The sequence below is a fragment of the Azospirillum sp. A1-3 genome (assembly GCF_023806445.1).
Taxonomy (GTDB): Bacteria; Pseudomonadota; Alphaproteobacteria; order Azospirillales; family Azospirillaceae; genus Azospirillum.
In genome coordinates, this window is sequence record NZ_JAMSLU010000005.1 from 23164 (window position 1) to 41988 (window position 18825).

Consider the following 18825-nt stretch of genomic DNA (forward strand, 5'->3'; position numbering starts at 1 on the left):
GGGAAGCTTGTGCCAGCTGACAGCCCATTCACCCGAGCTGCCGCTCCACCCAGGCCGCAGCCCCGGACAGGCTGCGGAAATCGGCGACGGCACGGACGGCCAGACCGGGGTGCCGCTCGGCGGCCATCCGTGCCAGCGCGTTGCAGGGTCCGGTTTCCAGCAGGACGGTGCAGCCCATCTCGACCAGCCCGTCCAGGCAAGCCGCCCAGGCGACCGTCTCCGTCATCTGGCGGGTCAGCGCCGCCACCGCCCGCTCGCGCGTGTAGACCGGGGTGCCGTCGATACCGGCCAGCACCGGCAATGGCGGAGCCTGCAAGCCGCTCGCCGCCAGGATCGAACCGAACTCTCCCGCGGCGGGCGCCATCAGCCGCGTGTGCGAGGCCACGGTGACCGGCAGCGGAGTTACCGTGGCGCCCAGCGCCTGCACCGCCGCCTCCACCGCCTCCAGCACCGTCCTGTGCCCGCCCACCACAAACCGGTCGGCACCGTTCTCGATGGCGATGTCGGCGCCGTGGTCACGGCAGAGCGTTTCCAAGCGCACCCGGTCCAATCCCCGCACGGCCAACAGCCCACCCGGCTCCGGGTCGGCGCGGTCCATCGCCTCGGCCCGTCGCATCGCCAGCCGCAACAACTCGTCCGCGTCGAGCCCACCCGCGACATGGTAGGCCGACAGCTCCCCCAGGCTATAGCCGGCGACCGCCCGAACCGGCGGCAGGTGGGGCCGCAGCGCCGCCCAGGTCGCCGCCTGGACCGCGCAGAGCAATGGCTGGGCGACGGCATTGCGCTGCATCTCCGCCTCCGACCCGGCGACCAGCGTGCGCGGGTCCTGCCCCATGACGCCGGCGGCCCGGTCCAGCACCGCCTGCGCCGCCGGCTCCCGTCGCAGCAGGTCGAGCATGCCCGGCCCCTGCCCGCCCTGGCCGGAACAGAGGATGCCCAGGCTCATGCCCAGCCCTCCCGCAGGGCATGGACGAAATGCGCCGCCGCCAGCATGTCGGCGCTGCCGCCGGGCGACAGCCGGCGGGCGACGCAGGCGCGGTGTAGGGCCAACGCCTCATCCCGCCAATCGTCGCGGAACACCCCGCCGCGGTCGAGGAAGCGGCGCGCCTCGCCCTGGACGAAGGCCAGACCGGCAGGGCCGCCACGATGCAACAGATTGGTGTCCTCCAACTCCGCCATCAGCGTGAACAGGGTCTGCACCAGCGCCCGTTCCGGATCGGCACCAGCGTCCAGCGCGCGGTCCAGCGCCGGCAGGGCCAGCGAGAACAGCGTCGGGAAACCCTCCACCGCCTCCTGCCGGGCGCCACGGGCGCCATAGCGCCGAACCGCCCGCGCGCCGTGGCTGTCCGGCGCCTGCGGTGCCGCGCCAAGAATCCCGTCACTCCACAGCTCCACGACGGTCTCGCCCAGCGCCGCTCCCTGCAGCGACATCCCCCGCCGCATCCGCCAGCCGGCCGCCGCGGCGAGAAAGCCGATGCCGAACACCGCCCCCCGATGCGTGTTGATCCCGCCGGTCGCCACCAGCATCCGACGCTCCGCAGCGATGCCGAGGTCGCGCAAAACCACGAACCCGGCGCCCTCCGCACCCGCCGCAGCGATGGCGCGGAAATAGCCGCGCAGGGCGAACAGGCTGCGCAGGAAGGTGCCCATGTCCATGTCGTCATGGCTGCCGCTGTCGAGCGGACTGACCAACCCCGGCTTCGGATGCAGCGCCAGTTCGGCATAAAGGGCGCGAACCGCCGTGCGTCCGACCATTGCCGCAAGCGGGCTGACAAGATCGACCGGGACAAAGGAAACCGCGGCGCTGCTGCGGGTCATGCGGCATTCTCCCTGTCGAACAGCGCCAGCACGGACGGCAGGTCGCGCAGGCTGACCTCCGCCGGCCCCTTCACCAACAGGCGGGCCGGCCGTCCGGCCAGTTCCCGCCATGCGACCGCCGCACCGTCCGGCAGCAGGATCTCCCCGTCCAGGCGCGGGCTGCCGTCACCGACCGCCGTCAGCAGGTCCAGCAGCCCGTCCAACTGCCAGCGGTCGCGCGGGACGAACAGCAGGTCAACGTCAGAGTCCGGCCGGACATAGCCCAACCCCGTCCGATGCTGCCAAGCCAGTGAGCCGTAAACCGCCGGCGTCACCCCTACGTCCTGCGCCCGCCGCACCAGTTCCACCAGCATCGGCCGCCAAGCCTCTGGCGCCGCGTCCACCGCCTCGGCCAACCGCAGCGGCTCCAGCCGGACGGCCACCGCGTCCGCCGCCACATGCAGGCCGATCCGCCGCTTGTCCGGTGTGGCGAGGCCCAGCCGAAGCTCTCCCGCCCCATCCCCCGGCCGGCCGCGCGCGATCACCAGCGGCCGGCCGACCGCGCACCAGTCCGCCACCTCCGCCAACTCCGCCGCGGTCAGAGGGGAGCGCAGGCCGTCCGCCCAGCCCTCCCCCAGCCGAACCCAGCCGTGGCGCGGCCAATAGAAGGGGTCAGGCGGCATCGCGCCGCACCCGGTCGGCCACCTTGCGGGCCAGCATCCGCCCGCCGCGCTCCTCGCCCAACTCCCGGCGGGGATCGCCGTCCACCGGCGCGGCCAGCGCCTCGGCAAGGCAACTGGCGAGGTCGCCGTCCCACAGGGCGGTGATGGCGCCCATGCGGCGGTAATTCTCCACGCCCGGAGCGAAGACCGGGGAGGAGGCGCTCAGCTCCGTCAGCCGTTCCAGCGGGATCTTGGTGACGCGCGCCATCGCCGGCAGGTTCATCACCCGGATCTCGGCATCCGGCAGCGCATAGCAGCGGTCGGCCAGCAGGCTGGTGGCGAGGAAGCCGCCGCTGACCGCCTGCCCATAGACCAGCCCCAGCACCCGGTGTCCGTTGCGCCGGGCGAGGTCGATGCATTTGGCCAGATGCGCCATGTAGCCGTTGATGCCCAGCAGTTCGTCGCGATGGCTCAGCCGCTGGCCCTGGGTGTCGACCAGCAGCAGGATCGGCCGGCTGGGATGGCGGCGCACCACCTCCAGCACCGCGCCGGCCATGCGGAAGGCCAGTTCGATGCCGATCGGCGTGTTGTCGATCGTGCCGATCACCGCCACCTCGGCGCCATAGACCCGGCCGCTGCCGTCGAAATAGACGCCGTCTGCGGCAGTGTCGTGCCCGTCCGGGAACAGCCGGTCCAGAAGTATGGTCAAATTCATGGCTCAGGCTCTCCGGTCGCGGACGGTGGCAAGGAAGTCGGCGGTGTCGAGAATCGGCAGCTTTTCCGGCTCCTCCACCCCCAACTTTTCCCAGATGTCGAGCGCGTCGCGGCAATCGCCGAACCGCTCCAGCCGGCTGCCGAGCGCCGCATGCTCCGCCTCCAGCGCCGCCAGCGACAGGTCCGGCTTGCCGTCCAGCAACGCCAAGGCGGCGGCACGGAAGGCGGAAACATCGTCCTCGACCAGACCGGCCGCCTCGCCCAGCAGATAGCGGTGCTTGCCGCCGACGGTGCGCCAGACCAGCGCGCGGTCGCGGCTGTCGAACTCCTCCACCCCCATGGTGGTTTCGATCACCTCGGGACCGGACAGGCCGAGCCGCCCTTCCTCGCTCATCACCACCGCGTCACACAGGCGCGAGACGATGCCCATGCCGCCGAAGCAGCCGAAGGTGCCGCCGTCCAGCACGATCACCGGGATGCCGGCGGCGCGTACGGCGAGCACCGCGCGCATCACCTCCGACACCGCGATCAGCCCGGCATTGGCCTCATGCAGCCGCACGCCGCCGGATTCCACCAGCAGCAGCACGCCGTCGGGCCGGCTGTCGAGCGCACGCTCCAGCAGGCCGGTCAGCTTGGCGCCATGCACCTCGCCCACCGCGCCGCCCATGAAGCCGCCCTCCTGCGCCGCGACCAGCACGCGGCGGCCGGCCAGCCGCCCCTCGCCCACCACGATGCCGTCGTCGAAGGCGGCGGGGGTGTCGAGCTGGCGCAGGTGCGGGCTGACCATGCGTTCGGTCGGCGGCAGGATCTCGATGAGGCTGCCGGGATCGAGCAGCCCGTCCAGCCGGCCACGGGCGCTGTCCTCGTAATAGCTGGTCATGGTTGCGATCCTCCGGCGAAGGCGTCCAGCGCCTGGTCCAGCCGCAGGCCGACCACGGCCGGCGTGGCGCCGACATCGTTGATGGAGATGCGGACGTCGGCCAGCGGATGGCGGGCGAAAACGTCGTCCAACACCGCCTGCCATGTCGCACCGAAGCCGACCGCGGCGGTCTGCACCTCGACGCGGCAGAGGCCGCCGAGCGCCGCCGGTTCCACCAGCACTTCCAGATTGCCGGAGCCGACGACGCCCACCAGGACGGACGGCGGCGGGGAGGCCACAGGATGGCCGCCACGATATTCGTAGGTCAGGGTTTCCATGGGGTTCGGCTCACCAGTTGCGGAAGCGCTTGGGCGGGTCGTACAGGCCGCCCGATGCACGCACGAGGTCCTTGACCGACCGCGCGGCCAGCAGGTCGCGGGTCGCCATCCGCTTGTCGATGCCCAGATCCTCCGCCCGGCGGATGACGCCGCGGTCGCGCAAATTCTCAACCATGCGGCGGTCGCGCCCGCGCCCCACGGGCGTGTAGCCGGCGACGCCGCGGATCGCCTGCTCCCGTTCCTCGGCAGTGCGGCAGAGCAGCAGGTTGGCGATGCCCTCCTCCGTCAGGATGTGGGTGACGTCGTCGCCGTAGATCATCACCGGCGGCAGCTCCATGCCGGCGCTCTCCGCCAGTTCCCAAGCGTCGAGCCGGTCGACGAAGGCCGGCTGCATATGCTCGCGGAAGGTCTCCACCATCTGGACGACCAGCTTCTGGCCGCGCGGCATCTGGCCGCTGCCCTCCCGCGATTCCCGTCCGGCCTTCAACCAGGCCTGGCTGGCATGGCGGCGCCCGCGGGCGTCGGCCCCCATGTTGGGCGCACCGCCGAAGCCGGCGATGCGCCCCAGCGTGGCGGTGGAGCTGTTGCCGGCAAGGTCGATCTGCAGGGTCGATCCGATGAACAGGTCGCAGGCGTAATGGCCGGCCGCCTGACACAGCGCGCGGTTGGAGCGCATGCTGCCGTCGGCGCCGGTGAAGAACACGTCCGGCCGCGCCTGGATGTAAGCCTCCATCCCCAGCTCCGAGCCGAAGGAATGGACGCTCTCGACGAAGCCGGCCTCGATGGCGGGGATCAGCGCCGGGTGAGGGTTCAGCGCCCAGTGCCGGCAGATCTTCCCCTTCAGCCCCAGCGAGTCCGCGTAGGTCGGCAACAGCAGCTCGATCGCCGCGGTGTCGAAGCCGATGCCGTGGTTCAGCCGCTGCACGCCGTATTCGGCATAGATACCCTTGATGGCCATCATCGCCATCAGCACCTGGATTTCCGAGATCTGCGCCGGGTCGCGGGTGAACAGCGGCTCGATGTAGTGCGGCGTCGGGCTCTGGATGACGAAATCGACCCAGCCGCCGGGGATGTCGACGCGCGGAACCCTGTCCACCAGCTCGTTCACCTGGGCAATGACGATGCCGCGCTTGAAGGCGGTCGCCTCGACGATGACCGGCGTGTCCTCGGTGTTGGGGCCGGTGTAGAGGTTGCCGGCGGCGTCGGCCGCCTGGGCGGCGACGAGGCTGACCCTGGGCGTCAGATCGACGAAATAGCGGCCGAACAGCTCCAGATAGGTGTGGATGGCGCCGACCGCGATCCGCCCGTCCGCCACCATGCGCGCCAGCCGCGCGCCTTGCGGGCCCGAGAAGGAGAAGTCGAGCTTCGCGGCGATGCCACGCTCGAACACATCGAGATGCTCCGGCAGGGCCAGGACCGACTGCACCATGTGCAGGCCGTTCACCCGCGCCGGATCGACCGAGGCCAGGGTGCGGGCCAGGAAATCGGCCTGCTTCTGGTTGTTGCCTTCCAGGCAGACGCGGTCGCCCGGTTCCAGCACCGCTTCCAGCAGCGCACGGGCATCGGCGGTGGCGACGCGCTTTCCATCAGTCAGTCCGGCGGCGCGGGCCAGCCGGGCGTCGCGGTTGCGGCCCTGCAGATTCCAATCGCGCATGGCGGTCAGCCCCCGCGATGCCGGCGGGCCGTCGGCGCGCACACTCCGCGCCCGACAGGCTGGCGGTTGACCTGTGCGGACATGCTGTCCCTCCCTCTCGCTTGCGATGTGAATGCCAGCTTGCCGTATCCAAGACCGCCCGTGAAGGCCAAATTTGTATACACATACAAAAATTCTGGCGCTGCCGAATACACATTGCGGAGAAGACCGGATTGCCGTATACCGTGGCAACACAAACAATCTTTAAATCGAGCAATCCGTGCCCGAAGGCGAAAGCCGTGGCCGGGCGCCGGCTGCCGCGCACTCGGCAAACTGTCCCCACGCCCCCTTCGCGGGCTTGAGCAACGGAGAGGAGAAGGACCATGGTCGTCTATGGTGTCGCCCTGCTGTCGGCCTGCATGCTTGCGGGGCTGGTGGTCGGCGATCTGCTGGGCATCCTGATCGGGGTGAAGGCCAATGTCGGCGGCGTCGGCATCGCCATGCTGCTGCTGATCCTGTTCTCCGACCATCTGAAGCGGACGCTGCGCATGAACGCGCTGGCCGAACAGGGCATCCTGTTCTGGAGCGCGATGTACATCCCCATCGTCGTCGCCATGGCCGCGCAGCAGGACGTGGTCGCGGCGGTGAAGGGTGGTCCGGCCGCCCTGATCGCCGGGGTTCTGGCGGTGGTGCTAAGCTTCGCGCTGGTCCCGGTGATCGCCCGTATCGGCCAGCCGGCGGACGAACGTGATGAAATGTCGGAAGCCGATGCCGCCTGCGCCCTGCCCCTGAAGAGCGGAGAGTGACCACCATGTTCGACGTCCTGACCAGCGTTCTCGTCAAGAACGGCCTGCTGACCGCCTTCGCCGTCGTCGGCGCCACCATCTGGGTGTCCTACTGGCTGTCGCGCCTCCTGACCAACGGGCGGCTGCACGGCTCCGCCATCGCCATCATGATCGGGCTGGCGCTCGCCTATGCCGGCGGCGTGTCCACAGGCGGACACAACGGGCTGGCCGACATCAAGCTGCTGTCCGGCATCGGCATCATGGGCGGGGCAATGCTGCGTGATTTCGCCATCGTCTCCACCGCCTTCGGCGTCAGCTTCGGCGAGATCAGCAAGGCGGGGCTGAGCGGCGTGGTGTCGCTGTTCACCGGCGTGCTGCTGTCCTTCGTCGTCGGCGCCGCGGTGGCGCTGGCCTTCGGCTATTCCGACCCGGTTGCCATGACCACCATCGGCGCCGGCGCCGTCACCTACATCGTCGGGCCGGTGACCGGCGCGGCGCTGGGGGCGAGCTCCGACGTGATGGCGCTCAGCATCGCCGCCGGGCTGGTGAAGTCGGTGCTGGTGATGATTTCCACGCCATTCATGGCGCCCTATATCGGCCTGGACAACCCGCGCAGCGCCATGGTCTTCGGCGGGCTGATGGGCACCACCAGCGGCGTGGCCGGCGGGCTGGCCGCCACCGACCCGAAGCTGGTCCCCTATGGCGCGATGACCGCGACCTTCTACACCGGGCTGGGCTGCCTGATGGGTCCGTCGGTTCTGTTCATCGCCACCCGCGCCCTGATGGGCGGCTGACCGGACCATCCTTCCACCGGCGGCCGAGCCCCGCTATCCTGCCCCCTGGCGACGCCGCTCCGGAGATCCAGCCTTGGACCAGTTCGACCCCCAGTTCCCCGCGTCCGAGACCGACCTCGTCGCCGAGGAGAAGGGCCTGCTGTCGGACCAGATCCGGCTGGCGCTGGCCGACGAGATCGCGACCGGACGGCTGAAGCCGGGCACCCCGCTCGACGAACAGCAGATCGGCCAGCGGTTCGGCGCCTCCCGCACGCCCGTTCGCGAGGCCCTGCGCCAGCTCGCCACCACCGGCATGGTGGAGGTCCGGCCGCGCCGCGGTGTGGTCGTCGCCACCATGACGGCCGAGCGCATCATGGACATGTTCGAAATGACGGCGGAGATGGAGGCGATGTGCGTCCGCCTCGCCACCTACCGCATCACGCCGGTGGAACGCAGCCGGCTGCAGACCATGCATGAATCGGCGGCGGAGATGGTCGCGGGCGGCGATCTCGGCGCCTATGACGATTTCAACCGCCGCTTCCACGAGGCGATCTATCACGCCACCCACAACCAGTTCATGGCCGAACAGGCGGTCGGCGTCCGCGCCCGCCTCGCCGCCTTCCGCCGCACGCAGCTGCGCCACGGCAACCGGCTGGCGACCTCCCACGCCGAGCACGGCGAGATCCTCGCCGCCATGGCGCGCGGCGACGGGGAGGAGGCGGCCCGTTGCATGCGCGCCCACATGCTGAACGCCAGCTGCGCGCTGACCCGCTACATCCAGGAACTGGACCTCACCTGACCGGGCGACCGGTTGGCCGGGCGCGGCGCGGAAATATTCCATCGGCGTCGCGAGCGAATATTACTGGCGCGCCGATTCCCGATCCTGCTTTACCAGCGCAATCCGGGTCGCCCCACAATTGTATTCGTATGAATTTAACGTTTCTCTCCCATAAAATGCCCGAACCTATCACCTTGGGCTTTTGCCACCATGGGCGTCGCAGCCTGCACCAGCCAAATGTCCGATCATTGTTGGTCTACGAATGATTTATCGGCATTTGACCTGATCGCCGATCCGATCTGGCTGGTCGATCTGCAGACAGGCCGCACCCTGTGGGCGAATGCGGCGGCCTGTGCGCTTTGGGGCGCCCGGTCTGCCCGCGACCTCGCCGCGAGCGGCGGCGGCCTTCCCGATGCGGTCCGGCAGCGGCTTCCCGAATATGCCCGGCGTCTCTCGGCCGGCGAGCGGGTCGGCGAGTGCTGGACGGTGGCGGCCAATGCCGCGCAGGCCGTCCTGTCCTGCGACTGCAGCGGGCTTCACCTGACGGACGGGCGGTTGGTGATGCTTGTCCATGGCAGGCCGCTCGCCACCGTCGCCGCCGCCGCCACCACCGCCGATGCTCCACCTTCGCCGCAGATGCGCCTGTCGCGGATGGTGGAGCATCTGCCGATGGCCGCCGCCTATGTCGAGGGCGAGCGAATTTTCATCAACCGCGCGGCGGAACGGCTGACCGGCTACCGGCAGGAGGATCTTCCGTCGATGGATGCGTGGTTCGGGGCCGCCTACCCCGGCCGCGACCATGAGGTCCGCCAGCGCTACGACACGGCACGGCTGGCGGAAGCCTCGGTGCTGACCGAACTGCAGGTCACCTGCAAGGACGGCAGCCGCCGCTGGATCCGCTTCTTCGCCTACCTTACCCAGGGCGGGGAGGTGTGGCTGATGGAGGACGTGACCGAGCGCCGCGCCACGCTGGAGGCCTTGCACCATGAACGGGCCGTCCTGCAAAGCCTGATCGATTCGATGCCGGACATCGTCTTCTTCAAGGACTGCGGCGGCACCTATCTGAACTACAACCATGCCGCCCTCGACTATGTCGGCTGGAAGCCGGATGCGGACCGCCCGCTGCGCGACCTCGACATGGTCGATGCCGAAACGGCAGAGCGCCGCCGTCAGGCCGACCTGCGCACCATGCGGGAGGGAATGACGCGCGGTGAAGAGTGGTTCGTCTACCCCGACGGCCGGCGGCGCCTGATGGAGACCGTCAAGACCGCCTGCCGCGATCCGGGGGGCAGCATCCTGGGCGTCGTCGGCATCTCCCGCGACATTACCGACCGCCGCCGGATGGAGGAGATGCTTCGGCGCAGCGAGGCGGAGAAGGACCATCTCGCCAACCACGACCCGCTGACCGGCCTCCCCAACCGCCGGCTGTTCTTCGCCCGCACCCACGGGGCGCTTGCCCGTGCACGGCGCATCGGCCAGCCGCTGGCCCTGCTGTTCATCGATCTGGACGGCTTCAAGCCGGTGAACGACCGGCTCGGCCATGACGCCGGCGATCAGGTGCTGCGGGTGACGGCGGAGCGGCTGACCGGTTGCCTGCGCGCCTCCGACCTCGTGGCGCGGATCGGCGGCGACGAGTTCACCGTCCTGCTGGAGGGCGCCGGGTCCGTTGCCGACGTCGAGCGTATCGCCGACAAGCTGATCCATGCCATGTCGGCGGAGATCACGCTCGGCCGCCAAACGCTGTCGGTGGGCGCCAGCATCGGCATCGCGCTGTTCCCGCAGGATGCGGACGATGCGCAGGACCTGCTGAAGGCCGCCGACGATGCGCTCTACCGGGCCAAGCATGCCGGCCGGGGCTGCTTCGTCGTCTGCGGCGCCCGCCCGAACGCTCGTCCGGCATGATGTAGCAACACTACAGAAGCGCAGCCGGCGCAAGAGCGATGCGGCGCTCTTGCAATACCCTTGAAAATCCGCCGTTTCCTTGTGCCACCCTCTTCGATATGCGTCCCTCCCCTGCGACCGAATGGCCCAGGCGGTGCGCTTGCCAGCGTCGTCCCGACGGGAGTATGTAGTAAAGCTACATGGCGGCAGCGAGGACATCGACCGATGAACATGGACAGCAAGGATGTGGGAGGCTGGAGCCAGCCCACCCCGCAATCACTCGACGCGCTGATGCCCGACGCCATCGCGCTCGCCGCCGAGAATCTGGGCGTCAAGAAGGCCCATTACGACACCCCCACCCTGTTCGCCCTGGCGGTGCTGGCCGGCGCCTTCATCGCCTTGGGCGGCCTGTTCGCCACCGTCACCATGGCGGGCGCCGAAGGCATGCTGCCCTACGGCGTGACCCGGCTGCTGGGCGGTCTGGTCTTTTCCATGGGGCTGATCCTGGTGATCGTCGGCGGCGCGCAGCTGTTCACCGGCGATGCGCTGATGGTGATGGCCTGGGCCAGCGGCCGGCTGCATGCCCGCGAGATGCTGCGGGTGTGGACCACGGTGTGGATCGGCAACTTCGTCGGCGCCGCCGGCACGGCGTTGCTGGTCTTCCTGTCCGGGCAATACACCTTCGGCCATGGCGCCGTCGGCGCCTCCGCCCTGTATTTCGCAGTGGCCAAGAGTTCACTGCCAACGACACAGGCCTTCTTCCTCGGCATCCTCTGCAACGTGCTGGTCTGCCTCGCCGTCTGGCTGGCGCTCGGCGCCCGCAGCGTCGGCGACAAGATCCTGGCGATCACCTTCCCGGTCGCCGCCTTCGTCGCCGCCGGCTTCGAGCACTGCGTCGCCAACATGTATTTCGTCCCGCTCGGCCTACTGATCGAATGGGGTGCGCCCGACAGCTTCTGGCATGATCTCGGCCGCGCCGCGCCGTCGATCCCGGTCGGCCATTATCTGGTCAACCTCGCCGCGGTCACGCTCGGCAACTGGATCGGCGGAGCGGTGATGGTGGGTGCCGTCTACTGGTTCATCTACCGGCGCCCGAAGCTGCGCTGAGAGCTGCGCCCTCCAAACGTCTCCCGACACTTCACGAAATGCCATCCCCCAAGAAACCGGACATCCCTTCCCATGAGCGTCATCACCGAGATTCACGCCCGCGAAATCCTGGACAGCCGCGGCAACCCCACCGTCGAAGTCGACGTCACCCTCGAGACCGGCGCCTTCGGCCGCGCCGCGGTGCCGTCGGGTGCCTCCACCGGCGCCCATGAGGCGGTCGAACTGCGCGACGGCGACAAGTCCCGCTTCGGCGGCAAGGGCGTGCTGAAGGCGGTCGAATCGGTCAACGGCGAGATCTACGACGCGCTCGCCGGTCTGGACGCCGACGACCAGCGCGCCATCGACCTCGCCATGATCGATCTGGACGGCACCGAGAACAAGAGCCGGCTCGGCGCCAACGCCATCCTCGGCGTGTCGCTGGCCGTCGCCCGCGCCGCCGCCGAGGATGCCGGCCTGCCGCTCTACCGCTATGTCGGCGGCGCCTTCGCCTCGCTGCTGCCGGTGCCGATGATGAACATCATCAACGGCGGCGCCCATGCCGACAACCCGATCGACATCCAGGAATTCATGATCATGCCGGTGGGCGCCGAGACCGGCGCCGACGCCATCCGCATGGGTTCCGAGATTTTCCAGTCGCTCAAGAAGAAGCTGAAGGACGCCGGCCACAACACCAATGTCGGCGACGAGGGCGGCTTCGCCCCCAACATCGGCTCCACCGACGAGGCGCTCGGCTTCGTCATGAAGGCGATCGAGGCTGCCGGCTACAAGCCGGGCGACGACGTCATGCTGGCGCTCGACGCCGCCTCGACCGAGTTCTTCAAGAACGGCAAGTACGAACTGGCCGGCGAAGGCAAGTCGCTGTCGCCGGAACAGATGGTCACCTACTGGTCCGATCTGATCGGCCGCTTCCCGATCATCTCGATCGAGGACGGCATGGCCGAGGATGACTGGGAAGGCTGGAAGGCGCTGACCGACGCCATCGGCAGCAAGGTGCAGCTGGTCGGCGACGACCTGTTCGTCACCAACCCGAAGCGTCTGGCCCAGGGCATCCGCCAAGGCGTCGCCAACTCGATCCTGGTGAAGGTCAACCAGATCGGCACGCTGTCGGAGACGCTGGAAGCGGTGGATATGGCGCACAAGGCCGGCTACACCGCCGTGCTGTCGCACCGCTCGGGCGAGACCGAGGACAGCACCATCGCCGACCTCGCCGTCGCCACCAACTGCGGCCAGATCAAGACCGGCTCGCTGAGCCGTTCGGACCGTCTGGCCAAGTACAACCAGCTGATCCGCATCGAGGAGCAGCTCGGCGTCGCCGCCCGCTTCGCCGGCCGCGGCATTCTGAAGGCTTGAGTTTCACGAGCTTCCTGAAGTCCCCTGCCCGGCAATCCCTCCGCCCGCCCTCTCCCACCCCCGGAGGGGCATCACGGCGGCCCGGAAACGCACCTGAAGGGACTTCAAGGACGGGCGGCGGACGCCCTGATCGCTGAGGCGTCCCGCCGTTGTGCCCCCTCCTCCCGTCTCTCCCCGGGGGGAGGGGGAAGCCCCGCCAAGCAGACCGGCCGCCCTCTGCGGCAAAGTGTCAAGGGCCGGGCTTTCCAGCAGTTCCATGTTGCGATGCACAGTTAATATATTAATATATCTACGGTTCCCCGCGCGGCGCAGAACGCTAGCGCAAAACGGGCGACGCCCTCGGATGAAACACTGGACGGCAATCGCTTCCGTCCCTTCCCGACGCCGCCCCATCGGACCGTAAAAACGGGCCGCTTGCTCGACCCGGTCAACCGGAGTGTTCAAAAATGCGTGCCAGTGGTGAAGCTTCCGGCAATGGCGCCTGCGCCGTGGTCGAGAATGTGACCTTCGACGAAATCCAGATCGGCCAGTCGGCCAGCCTGTCGCGCCAGCTCACCCTGATGGATGTGGAGCTGTTCGCCACGGTGTCGGGCAACATCAACCCGGCCCATCTCGACCCCAAATTCGCCGCCGACAGCCGGTTCCAGAAGGTGATCGGGCCGGGCATGTGGTCGGGGTCGCTGATCTCCGGCGTGCTGGGCACCTATCTGCCGGGCGCCGGCTCGCTCTATGCCGGCCAGAGCCTGCAGTTCCGCCGCCCGGTCGGCCTCGGCGACATCGTCACCGCCACCGTCACCGTGATCGAGAAGCGTCCGGCCAGGAACGTCGTCGTCTTCGACTGCGTCTGCACCAACCAGGATGGCGAGATCGTCGTGCTCGGCACCGCCGAGGTGATCGCCCCGACCCAGAAGGTCGCCCGTCCGGCGCACGAGCTGCCGCAGATCCAGATGATCCGCCACGACAAGCACGACGCCCTGCTCGCCAAGTGCGACGAGCTGCCGCCGGTCGTCACCGCCGTCGCCTATCCCTGCGACGCCAGCTCTCTCCAGGGTGCCGTCGAAGCCGCCCAGGCCGGGCTGATCGAGCCGATCCTGGTCGGGCCGGAAGCCGTCATCCGCAAGGTCGCAGCATCCAACGGCCTCGACATCGCCCGCTACCGCATCGTCGACGCCGCCCACAGCCGCGCCGCCGCGGCCGCCGCCGTGGCGCTGGCCCGCACCGGCGAGGCCGAGGCGGTGATGAAGGGCAGCCTGCACACCGACGAGCTGATGGGCGAGGTGGTGAAGAAGGAAACCGGCCTGCGCACCGCCAGCCGCATCAGCCACGTCTTCCTGATGAATGTGCCGACCTACTCCAAGACGCTGCTGATCACCGACGCCGCGATCAACATCTACCCGACGCTGGAGGACAAGGTCCACATCGTCCAGAACGCCATCGACCTCGCCAAGGTGCTGGGCGTCGCCACCCCACGCGTCGCCATCCTGTCGGCGGTCGAGACGATCAACCCGAAGATCAACACCACGCTGGAAGCCGCCGCGCTGTGCAAGATGGCCGACCGCGGCCAGATCACCGGCGGCATCCTCGACGGCCCGCTGGCCTTCGACAACGCGATCTCCGCCGAGGCGGCGCGCACCAAGGGCATCACCTCCCCCGTCGCCGGCCAGCCGGACATCCTGCTCGCCCCCGATCTGGAGGCCGGCAACATGCTGGTCAAGCAGCTGTCCTTCCTGGCCAACGCCGACCTCGCCGGCATCGTGCTGGGCGCCAAGGTCCCCGTCATCCTCACCAGCCGCGCCGACAATGTGCGGGCCCGGCTCGCCTCCTGCGCCGTCGCCTCGCTGGTCGCCGCCGCTCACCGCCAGCCCAAGCTCGCGCTGGCCGCCGAATAGGACGTTACCGTTATGTCCGCACTGTCGAACTCCAGCGAGGACGCCTGCCTCGTCATCAACGCAGGCTCCTCCAGCCTCAAATTCTGCGTCTTTCAAGGTGGCAGCGCCGCCGAGATCGAACCGGTCGTCACCGGCCAGATCTCCGGCATCGGCACCGCCCCCCACTTCCAGGCCAAGGACGCGCAGCGCCGCGTCCTTGCCGACGGGGTGCTGGACGAGGTCGCCCCCGCCGACCGCGCCGGCCTGCTTGGCTTCCTGCTCAATTGGATACGGCACGAGTTGAAGGGCGCCACGCTGGTGGCCGCCGGCCATCGCGTCGTCCATGGCGGCACCCGCTTCTCCGCGCCTGTCCGCGTCACCCCGACCGTGCTCGACCAGTTGGAGGAGCTGATCCCGCTCGCTCCCCTGCACGAGCCGCACAACATCGCCGCCATGCGGGCGCTGGCCCAGGTCTACCCGTCGCTGCCGCAGGTCGCCTGCTTCGACACCGCCTTCCACCAGACCCAGCCCTGGCAGTCGCAGACCTTCGCCATCCCGCGCGAACTGACGGCGGAGGGTATCCGCCGCTACGGCTTCCATGGCCTAAGCTACGAGTACATCGCCCACCGCCTGCCGCAGGTGGCGCCGGAACTGGCGAACGCGCATGTCGTGGTCTGCCATCTCGGCAGCGGCGCCAGCCTGTGCGCCATGCGCGCCGGGCACAGCGTCGACACCACCATGGGCTTCACCGCGCTGGACGGCGTGCCGATGGGCACCCGGCCGGGCGCCATCGATCCCGGCGTGCTGATCTACCTGATGCGCGAGAAGGGCTACGGTGCCGACGAGCTGGAAAGGCTGCTCTACCACAAGTCGGGCATGCTGGGCGTGTCGGGGATCTCCAACGACATGCGCGACCTGGAGAACTCCGACCTGCCGGCCGCCGCCGAGGCGGTGGAGCTGTTCTGCCACAACGTCGCCAAGCAGGTGGCGGCGCTTGCCGGCTCGATGGGCGGGCTGGACGCGGTGGTCTTCACCGCCGGCGTCGGCGAGAACTCCACGCTGGTGCGGTCGCGGGTGGCGGAGAAGCTGTCCTGGCTCGGCGTTTCCATCGACCCGGCGGCCAACCGCGCCAAGGCCACCCGCATCTCCGCCCAGGAGAGCCGCGTGCCGGTCTTCATCATCCCGACCGACGAGGAACGGATGATCGCCCGCCACACGCTGGGCGTCATCGCCGCAACGCAGCTGAGCCGGGCGGCCTGAGCGCCCTCTCCCCTCCAGCAGATCCCTCTCCCGCACGCGGGATCCCCTCTCCCCCCCGGGGAGAAGGTTAGGGTGAGGGGGTCGCAGGGCGAGGATTCTCGGGATAGCCACGCTGTGCATCCCCCTCACCCCGACCCTCTCCCCGGGGGGAGAGGGAGATCGGAAACATCATCATGGAACAGCCCCCCACATCCCCCATCGCCACCCCTCCGGAAAACGTCCGGCTCGGCATCCTGTCGATGCTGCTGGCGATGGTCCTGATGACCGTCATGAACGCGCTGGCCAAGCTGCTGGCGGAGAGCTATCCGCTGGGCGAGGTCACCTTCTTCCGCAACCTGTTCGCCCTGCTGCCGGCGGTCGCCATGGTCGCCGCGGCGGGCGGGCGGAGCTGCCTGCACACCGACCATTGGCAGGGGCATCTGTGGCGGGCGGTCATCGGTCTGGCGTCGATGGTGCTGCTGTTCTGGGCCTATCACCTGATGCCGCTGGCCAATGCGGTGGCGATCTCCTACTCCGCCCCGCTGTTCCTGACCGCGCTGTCGGTGCCGCTGCTGGGGGAAAAGGTTGGCGCCTTCCGCTGGGGGGCGGTGGTGGTGGGCTTCGCCGGCGTGCTCATCATGGTGCAGCCCGGCGCCGGCATGCTCGACCGCGGGGCGCTGGTCGCGCTCGTCGCCGCGGTCTGCTACGCCCTGGCGATGATCGCCATGCGCCAGCTGGGCCGTACGGAACGGCCGGTGACCACGGTCTTCTACTTCACCGTGATCTCCACCCTGCTCAGCGCGCTGGCCCTGCCGTTGGGCTGGACGACGCCGGACGGGCATGCGCTGGCCCTGATGGTGGCGATGGGGATCGCCGGCGGCGGCGCGCAGTATTTCAGCACGCGGGCCTATGCGCTGGCCAGGGCGGTGGTGGTCGGACCCTTCAGCTACGCCAGCCTGATCTATGCGTCGGTCCTCGGCTGGCTGGTCTGGGGCGACGTGCCGGCTCCGCATGTGGTGATCGGCGCCACGGTGGTGATCGGCAGCGGCCTGCTGATCCTCTACCGCGAAACCCGGCGCCGCGAAATCGAAGGCGCAGCATCCCCCCTCCCACCGCGACGCGCGGCACCGACAACGAGACTGGTTTGAAGGAAAGGACAGGCATCATGCTTACGATCGATGCCCAAGGCAGCCCGGCTCCGCACCTGACCAGCCGGCTTCGCCTGATCGCGGGCGGCCGCGACACGGGAGGCAGGACCCCGGCCCACAAGACGGGACGGCCCGGCAACGGGGTCTGCGCCATCGTCGGCGGTGTGAACCTGTCGGCCAAGCTGGACCTGCTGGTCCGGCTGGTGACGCGGGTCGACGTGCTGGCGCTGGGCGGCGGCATCGCCAACAGCGTCCTGGCGGCGACCGGCACCGACATGGGCGCCTCGCTGTGCGACTACGATCTGGTCGACGGCGCGCGCAAACTGCTGGACCGGGCGAAGGCCTGCGGCTGCGAGGTGCTGCTGCCGGTCGACGTGGTGGTGGCGACCGAGGCGCGGAAGGGGGCGGAGGACCGCATCGTTTCCTGCGCCGCCATCGGGCCGGAGGACATGGTCCTCGACATCGGCCCGGCGACGGCGGCCCGGCTGACCGCCTGCGTCGAAGCCGCCCGGACGGTCGTCTGGACCGGCCCGCTCGGCGTCTGCGAGATCGCCCCCTTCGACGGCGGCACCGACGCGCTGGCGTGGTTCATCGCCCGGCGCACCCGCGACGCCGGCCTGCGCTCGGTGGCGGCCGGCGACGACACCATCGCGGCGCTGGCCGCGGCCGGGGTGGAGGACCGCTTCAGCGAGCTGACCACCCGCGACGCCCTGCCGGCATGGCTGGATGCGATGTCGCCGCGCGCCGTTCCCGCCTGAACGGAAATTGCAATCTCTGCGGGTTGAAGCCCGCTTTCCCTGGTTGACACGAGTCTCCGCCCCAACCGGCACGAGACCGCAACGGAACGACTGGAGCACATCATGGCTGTACGGGTAGCGATCAATGGGTTTGGCCGCATCGGCCGTCTGGTTCTGCGCGCCATCTACGAGAGCGGCCGCAAGGACGTGGAGGTCGTGGCGATCAACGACCTCGCCGATCTGAAGGCCAACGCGCACCTGCTGAAGTACGACAGCGTCCACGGCCGCTTCCCCGGCACCATCGAGACGGCCCAATCTGAAGACGGGGGCGGCGTGCTCATCGTCAACGGCCACTCCATCAAGGTCGTGCAGGAGCGTGACCCGGCCAAGCTGCCGTGGAAGGATCTCAATGTCGAGATCGCCATGGAATGCTCGGGCATCTTCACCAAGCGCGCCGATGCCGCCAAGCATCTGGAAGCCGGTGCGCAGAAGGTGCTGATTTCGGCCCCGGCCACCGACGAGGACATCACCGTCGTCTACGGCGTCAACCACGACAAGCTGACCGCCGAGCACCGAATCGTCTCCAACGCCTCCTGCACCACCAACTGCCTGGCCCCGGTGGCCTTCGTGCTGAACAACCTTGTCGGCATCGAGAAGGGCTTCATGACCACGATCCACTCCTACACGGGTGACCAGCGGATCGTCGACACCAACCACAAGGACCTGCACCGCGCCCGTGCCGCGGCCCTGAACATGATCCCGACCTCCACCGGCGCCGCCAAGGCCGTCGGCAAGGTCCTGCCGGAGCTGAAAGGCAAGCTGGACGGCACCGCCATGCGCGTGCCGACCCCGAACGTGTCGGTCGTCGACTTCAAGTTCACCGCCAAGCGCGCCACCTCGGTCGAAGAGATCACCAAGGCGATCTCCGATGCCGCCAACGGCCCGCTGAAGGGCATCCTCGCCGCCTATGACGAGGATCTGGTGTCGTCGGACTTCAACCACGACCCGAACAGCTCGACCTTCGCCAGCATGGAGACGAAGGTTGTGGACGGCAATTTCGTTCGCGTCATGGCATGGTACGATAACGAGTGGGGCTTCTCCAACCGGATGGCCGACACCGCGGTCGCCATGGCGAACGCCAAATAAATCAACCACG

The 18825-nt window shown here is 69.0% G+C and carries 18 protein-coding genes; 11 read left to right on the plus strand and 7 right to left on the minus strand.

Going from position 1 to position 18825, the window contains the following annotated elements:
• Positions 1-28: 28 nt before the first annotated feature.
• The 7 genes from M5E06_RS24690 to mdcA are packed head-to-tail and all read right to left on the minus strand — an operon-like array spanning position 29 to position 6024.
• Positions 29-946, minus strand: coding sequence for an ACP S-malonyltransferase (locus M5E06_RS24690; RefSeq protein ID WP_252140462.1), 918 nt, complete (start codon positions 944-946; stop codon positions 29-31).
• Entirely contained in the window at positions 943-1818 is an 876-nt protein-coding gene (gene mdcB / locus M5E06_RS24695; protein WP_252140463.1) for a triphosphoribosyl-dephospho-CoA synthase MdcB, read from the minus strand. Before mdcB ends, M5E06_RS24690 begins: the two co-directional genes overlap by 4 nt.
• Positions 1815-2480, minus strand: a complete 666-nt coding sequence (mdcG, locus tag M5E06_RS24700) for a malonate decarboxylase holo-[acyl-carrier-protein] synthase (protein ID WP_252140464.1) — start codon at positions 2478-2480, stop codon at positions 1815-1817. Before mdcG ends, mdcB begins: the two co-directional genes overlap by 4 nt.
• On the minus strand, positions 2470-3174 hold the full coding sequence (gene mdcE / locus M5E06_RS24705) for a biotin-independent malonate decarboxylase subunit gamma (protein WP_252140465.1): 705 nt from the start codon (positions 3172-3174) through the stop codon (positions 2470-2472). Before mdcE ends, mdcG begins: the two co-directional genes overlap by 11 nt.
• 3 nt (positions 3175-3177) lie before the next feature.
• Positions 3178-4053 carry a biotin-independent malonate decarboxylase subunit beta gene (locus tag M5E06_RS24710; RefSeq protein ID WP_252140466.1) on the minus strand — a complete coding sequence of 292 codons (876 nt, stop codon included), beginning with the start codon at positions 4051-4053 and terminating at the stop codon, positions 3178-3180.
• Positions 4050-4370, minus strand: coding sequence for a malonate decarboxylase acyl carrier protein (mdcC, locus tag M5E06_RS24715; RefSeq protein WP_252140467.1), 321 nt, complete (start codon positions 4368-4370; stop codon positions 4050-4052). Before mdcC ends, M5E06_RS24710 begins: the two co-directional genes overlap by 4 nt.
• 10 nt (positions 4371-4380) lie before the next feature.
• Positions 4381-6024, minus strand: coding sequence for a malonate decarboxylase subunit alpha (gene mdcA, locus M5E06_RS24720; RefSeq protein WP_252140468.1), 1644 nt, complete (start codon positions 6022-6024; stop codon positions 4381-4383).
• A gap of 362 nt (positions 6025-6386) precedes the next feature.
• On the opposite strand from mdcA, the gene madL reads away from it, so the two are divergent.
• The 11 genes from madL to gap all read left to right on the plus strand — a co-directional run bounded on the left by madL (position 6387) and on the right by gap (position 18815).
• Complete coding sequence (madL, locus tag M5E06_RS24725; protein WP_252140469.1) at positions 6387-6809, plus strand: malonate transporter subunit MadL; 423 nt, start codon at positions 6387-6389, stop codon at positions 6807-6809.
• 5 nt (positions 6810-6814) lie between these two features.
• Entirely contained in the window at positions 6815-7582 is a 768-nt protein-coding gene (madM, locus tag M5E06_RS24730) for a malonate transporter subunit MadM (protein ID WP_252140470.1), read from the plus strand.
• Positions 7583-7655: 73 nt separating this feature from the next.
• Positions 7656-8360, plus strand: coding sequence for a GntR family transcriptional regulator (locus M5E06_RS24735; protein WP_252140471.1), 705 nt, complete (start codon positions 7656-7658; stop codon positions 8358-8360).
• 216 nt (positions 8361-8576) lie between these two features.
• The gene (locus tag M5E06_RS24740; protein ID WP_252140472.1) at positions 8577-10241 is read left to right on the plus strand and encodes a diguanylate cyclase domain-containing protein; all 1665 of its coding nucleotides are present in this window, start codon (positions 8577-8579) and stop codon (positions 10239-10241) included.
• 204 nt (positions 10242-10445) lie between these two features.
• On the plus strand, positions 10446-11327 hold the full coding sequence (locus tag M5E06_RS24745) for a formate/nitrite transporter family protein (protein WP_252140473.1): 882 nt from the start codon (positions 10446-10448) through the stop codon (positions 11325-11327).
• A 72-nt stretch (positions 11328-11399) separates the two neighbouring features.
• Entirely contained in the window at positions 11400-12677 is a 1278-nt protein-coding gene (eno, locus tag M5E06_RS24750) for a phosphopyruvate hydratase (protein ID WP_252140474.1), read from the plus strand.
• Between the two features lie 446 nt (positions 12678-13123).
• Complete coding sequence (locus M5E06_RS24755) at positions 13124-14566, plus strand: bifunctional enoyl-CoA hydratase/phosphate acetyltransferase (RefSeq protein WP_252140475.1); 1443 nt, start codon at positions 13124-13126, stop codon at positions 14564-14566.
• Positions 14567-14578: 12 nt separating this feature from the next.
• Positions 14579-15805, plus strand: coding sequence for an acetate/propionate family kinase (locus tag M5E06_RS24760; RefSeq protein ID WP_252140476.1), 1227 nt, complete (start codon positions 14579-14581; stop codon positions 15803-15805).
• Between the two features lie 173 nt (positions 15806-15978).
• Complete coding sequence (locus tag M5E06_RS24765; RefSeq protein ID WP_252140477.1) at positions 15979-16932, plus strand: DMT family transporter; 954 nt, start codon at positions 15979-15981, stop codon at positions 16930-16932.
• A gap of 17 nt (positions 16933-16949) precedes the next feature.
• Positions 16950-17690, plus strand: coding sequence for a phosphoglycerate kinase (gene pgk / locus M5E06_RS24770; protein WP_252140478.1), 741 nt, complete (start codon positions 16950-16952; stop codon positions 17688-17690).
• A gap of 102 nt (positions 17691-17792) precedes the next feature.
• Positions 17793-18815: a type I glyceraldehyde-3-phosphate dehydrogenase gene (gene gap / locus M5E06_RS24775; RefSeq protein ID WP_252140479.1), complete on the plus strand. Its 1023-nt coding sequence runs from the start codon at positions 17793-17795 to the stop codon at positions 18813-18815.
• Positions 18816-18825: the final 10 nt, after the last annotated feature.